This window comes from uncultured Jannaschia sp. (assembly GCF_947494055.1).
In the GTDB taxonomy this organism is placed as follows: domain Bacteria; phylum Pseudomonadota; class Alphaproteobacteria; order Rhodobacterales; family Rhodobacteraceae; genus Jannaschia.
Map to the genome: position 1 here is coordinate 1 of NZ_CANLTR010000094.1, position 4,420 is coordinate 4,420.

Here is a 4,420-nt window from a genome sequence, read left to right on the forward strand (position 1 = left end):
GGCCTCCGAAATCGCAGGGTTCCGGGCTCAAGAATACCAAACCCTGCGAAACCAGCACAGCGCGAACGTCGGTTCGTAGCGTGAAATCAGAACGCTAGACGTTGTTCAGAGCGGACTACTTATCCGGGTTTCAGGCTGCTTCACCGAACAGGCCTCGGATAAAGTCGATCTCGCTGCGGACACCGGGTGCCTTGTTCGAGATGTGGCCGTTCTTGATGGTCCGGATCGCCTCGATGGCGGCGAAGGTCGCCTTGGCGGATCGCAAGGAGCGGAAAGACTGTCGCGTTCCGAGCAGGCGCTTCAGCGCCGCATGATTGCTCTCGATCCGGTTGTTCCGCCACTTCCGGTCGATGTGCAGGATGCTGTCGAAATGCGGATCGCGGCGATGGTTCAGGTCTTGGATGACCTTTCGGTATCCGGGCGCCTTGTCCGTGCAGATGGAGACCGGCCGGTAAAGCCGGGCCCCCTCGCTGGCCTGCTTCAGAAAGGCCTTGGCGGCTTTCGCATCACGCCGGGCCGTCAGCCGGAAATCGATGAACCGGCCGTTCTGGTCCACTGCCCGCCAGAGATATCGCCACTTGCCGCCGACACGGACATAGGTCTCGTCGGTTACCCGGCAGGGCATTGCGTAGCAATGTCCCGGGAGGGCACATGCCAGTTCAGGCCGCGCCAGCTGCGGTGGGCATACGCGCGCTTGGCAATCTCGGGGCCGAACTTCTGGACCCACCGGAAGACCGTGGCCCGATCCACCGTAATCTCGCGCTCCGCCAGTAGATCGGCGACATCCTGGTCGGAAAGCGGAAACCGGCAGTACCAGCGCACGGCAAGCAGGATCACCTCACACGGGAACCGATGTCCCTTGAACGGATCACGGCGCATGGCATGCTCCTCCTATCTCGGCCTCTGAAAAGCAGCATCCTCGCCAACCGATCAGCAAAGCAACAGTCCTGTCTACCTCAACGAATACGGAACTTACGAGGACGTCACAGCCGACCTGCCCGGCTTCATCGAGGACGTCTACAATGCCGGACGTCTGCATTCATCGCTGGGCTATCTCAGCCCGGTGCAATACGAAGTCAACAACGCCCGCCAGCTGGTCAAAACCGCGGCCTGATCCTGCCCAGCCATAAGGGCGCACTACAGTGACCTGTATCAAGCCGGCCGAAATGTCGTCCAAAACCGGGAGCCTGTGATCAACCGAATGGGGCCAAACGCTGATACAGTATATCTATTGCTCCGCTTCCTCTCTCTGAGTGGTTTATCGTGGACGGTTCTCAGTTGCCGAAGAGCCTAGGCTTGCCATGTTCTGACACATCACAGCCTGGCCGGCCCATATAGAGATCGAGTTCGACGTGGGGCACAGTGCTGACAGAACTCTTTTCGCCTCGCACGACGCCTTTGACCATTGGACCGGAGCCCACGCAATCTTCGCAGCGCTCCTTGCCTGATCGCAGCTCGGCGCCTGTAGCGCCCGTTCATTCGAACGCCTCGAAGCATGGATCCTCACGCGTCGACGCCCTCGTCTGCATGCGCGCCACAAACGTCTTGCCTGAAACATGGAACACGGGGCTACGGCACAGCGTTTCCTGCCTGCGACCGGATCGTTCCCGTCGCTTCCGCTCCGCCGACAATCCCCGAACCCCGACGCCGCGCATCCCGCCGGCCGGTCCATGGAAGATCCCCGATGAACGTCCAGACTTCGTCTACCCTGACCCAAACCCACGCAGGTATGGGGGTCATTCTCCGCGAAGGCGGCGCCGCCTTCCGCGTCTGGGCGCCGCATGCCACCGCGGTCGCCGTTTCCGGCGACTGGAACGATTGGTCCGATGCCGCGAACCCGATGGCTGCGGAAGGCGAGGGCTATTGGTACGCCGATGTGGACGGCGTTGTGGCGGGCCAGGAGTATCGCTTCGCCATCGAAGGGCCGGACGGTTCCATCTCGCGCATCGACCCCTATGCGCGGGCGGTCACGAACTCGGTCGGCAACGGCATCGTGACGGATCGCGCCTATGACTGGGGCGACGATGCGTTCCAGATGCCCGACTGGAACGCGCTCGTGATCTACGAACTGCACCTCGGTACGTTCAACCGCCCGGAGGGGAGCGACGCGCCGAGCGGGTTCCATGACGCCATCGGTCGCTTCGACCACCTCCGCCGTCTCGGCGTCAACGCGATCCAGATCATGCCCGCGATGGAGTTCGCGGGCGACGTGTCTTGGGGCTACAACCCCGCTCACATCTTCGCCATCGAAAGCGCCTACGGTGGACCGACTGCATTCAAGGACTTCGTGCGCGCGGCGCATGCCGCGGGCTTCGCGGTGATCCTCGACGTGGTCTACAACCATTTCGGCCCCTCCGACCTCGACCTGTGGCGCTTCGACGGCTGGGGCGAGGGCGAGGCCGGAGGCGTCTATTTCTACCAGGACTACCGCGCCGCGACCCCCTGGGGCGAGACACGGCCGGATTACGGCCGCCAGGAGGTGCGCCAGTTCATCCGGGACAACGCGCTCTACTGGCTCGAGGACTTCCGCGTCGACGGGCTGCGCTTCGACATGACGCTCTACATCCGCACCATCTCGGGCGACGAGGGCGACGAAGGCGACCAGCTTCCCGACGGATGGTCGCTGATGGCATGGCTCAATGACGAGATCGCGGATCGCTTCCCCGGCCGCATCACCATCGCCGAGGATCTGCGTCAGGTGGACGCCGTCACCGCCACCACGGGCGAGGGTGGCGCGGGCTTCGGTGCGCAGTGGGACGCGGCCTTCGTTCACCCGGTTCGGGAGGCGCTGATCGCAGCCGAGGACGACGACCGCAGCATCGCCTCTCTCGTCAACGCGCTGACGCGGACCTACAACGGCGATCCGTTCCAGCGCGTCGTCTACACCGAGAGCCATGACGAGGTCGCCAACGGGAAGGCCCGCGTGCCCGCCGAGATTGGCGGCGAGGATGAGCAGCGCCACTGGGCCGCCCAGAAACGCGCGACCCTCGGCGCCGCGTTGGTGCTGACCGCGCCGGGCATCCCGATGCTGTTTCAGGGGCAGGAATTCCTTCAGGGTGACTGGTTCGACGATTCCGTGCCGCTGGACTGGGATCAGGCGGAGGATTTCGGCGGCATCGTACGGCTTTGGCGCGACCTGATCGGCCTCAGGCTCTCCGAGCCGGGCCTGCGCGGACGGCATGTGGAGGTGCTGCTGGCCGACGAGGACCGCAAGCTGCTGGCCTATCACCGTCACGACGACAACGGGGAAGCCGGTGTTCTGGTGATGCTGAACCTTCGTGCGGAAGCGGCGCACGACGTAGCCCTTGATATGCCGGACAAGGGCTCGTGGCGGCTTCGGCTCAACACCGACTGGAGCGGCTACAGCGAAGCCTTCGGCGACCACGAAGCCCACGACCTGGAGGCGAACGGCGAGGCGGAAGACACGGGTCGACCTCGCGCCATGGTCTCGCTGGGCGCCTACTCCGCTCTGGTCTACACGCGCTGAGGCAGCTGCCGGATCGCTCCGGACGGGCCTTATTGCACTAAGCTTGTGGAAGCCAGACTTTTCCTTTCGTCGTTTGGGGTTCGACGACGGGCCGTGTGACGGGGCTGCCGAGGGCAGTGAAGCGGCAGCGGATGGCAATGCGGGTCTGAAGCTCGGCGGTCTGACGGTCGAAGTTGCGGGACATGGGTCTTTGGCCGAGGAGCTTCATGCAGTTCATCCGCTGACCGGCAGGGTCAGGCGATGCATGGTCCCGAGATGTATGGTCTCTGCACGGCTGCGGCGGTGGTATCGGCTCCACTTGCGCCAGATCGTCCGGCCAACCCGCCTGATGGCGCGCAGCGCCTCGTTTCTGCCTGCTGCGCCCGGGCTGTCCTTCTTCCGGGGCTCGGCGTTGCGCCGGGGTGGGCTGATCGCATCAGCGCCCCGGCTGGCGACGGCGTCGCGGCCGGCTCGGCTGTCGTAGGCACCGTCGGCAGTGACTGAGGCGATCGGCTCGTCCGCAGGGATCTGCGACAAGAGGCTTGGCAGCATCGGCGCGTCGCCCATGCCGCTGCCGGTGATCACAACCGCACGAACCTCCAGCGTCGCCTCGTCCAAGGCCAGATGTACCTTGCGCCACTCGCGGCGTTTGGACCCGCCATGCTTGCGGGCGTGCCATTCGCCTTCGCCCCAGGCGGTTCGGACAACGAGTTCTTTGACGGGGATGGCGGCGAAGCGGTAAGGGTCGACTCAACCTCCCGTAACATTGCTGCGCATTCACGGCCGGTCAGCGGACAGCCGGCGACCCACGCTCACGCAGCGATGCAAGGTAAGCGGGCCAGTTCAAGATAAGGTCGCGAGTCGCCACAGGTATGGATGGTAGTGCCCCAACGTGTGGTGTAGGAGCGCCGACCTTCGGAGAGGTCCGAGCCTGATCAGGTTGCCACGGCGGGC

Annotated in this window: 3 protein-coding genes and 2 pseudogenes; 2 read left to right on the top strand and 3 right to left on the bottom strand. The window is 64.5% G+C overall.

What is annotated here, in order from left to right; all coding sequences use genetic code 11:
- Positions 1–130: 130 nt before the first annotated feature.
- Entirely contained in the window at positions 131–625 is a 495-nt protein-coding gene (locus Q1A87_RS22905) for a DDE-type integrase/transposase/recombinase (RefSeq protein WP_299657002.1), read from the bottom strand.
- The gene (locus Q1A87_RS22910) at positions 610–879 is read right to left on the bottom strand and encodes a hypothetical protein (RefSeq protein ID WP_299657004.1); all 270 of its coding nucleotides are present in this window, start codon (positions 877–879) and stop codon (positions 610–612) included. Before Q1A87_RS22910 ends, Q1A87_RS22905 begins: the two co-directional genes overlap by 16 nt.
- Before the next feature lie 70 nt (positions 880–949).
- Here Q1A87_RS22910 and Q1A87_RS24375 point away from each other — a divergent pair.
- Positions 950–1,114: pseudogene (locus Q1A87_RS24375) on the top strand (IS3 family transposase); the annotation flags it as partial.
- 570 nt (positions 1,115–1,684) lie between these two features.
- Entirely contained in the window at positions 1,685–3,487 is a 1,803-nt protein-coding gene (locus Q1A87_RS22915) for an alpha-amylase family glycosyl hydrolase (RefSeq protein WP_299657008.1), read from the top strand.
- A gap of 37 nt (positions 3,488–3,524) precedes the next feature.
- Here Q1A87_RS22915 and Q1A87_RS22920 read toward each other — a convergent pair.
- A pseudogene (locus Q1A87_RS22920) lies at positions 3,525–4,156 on the bottom strand (IS5 family transposase); the annotation flags it as partial.
- Positions 4,157–4,420: the final 264 nt, after the last annotated feature.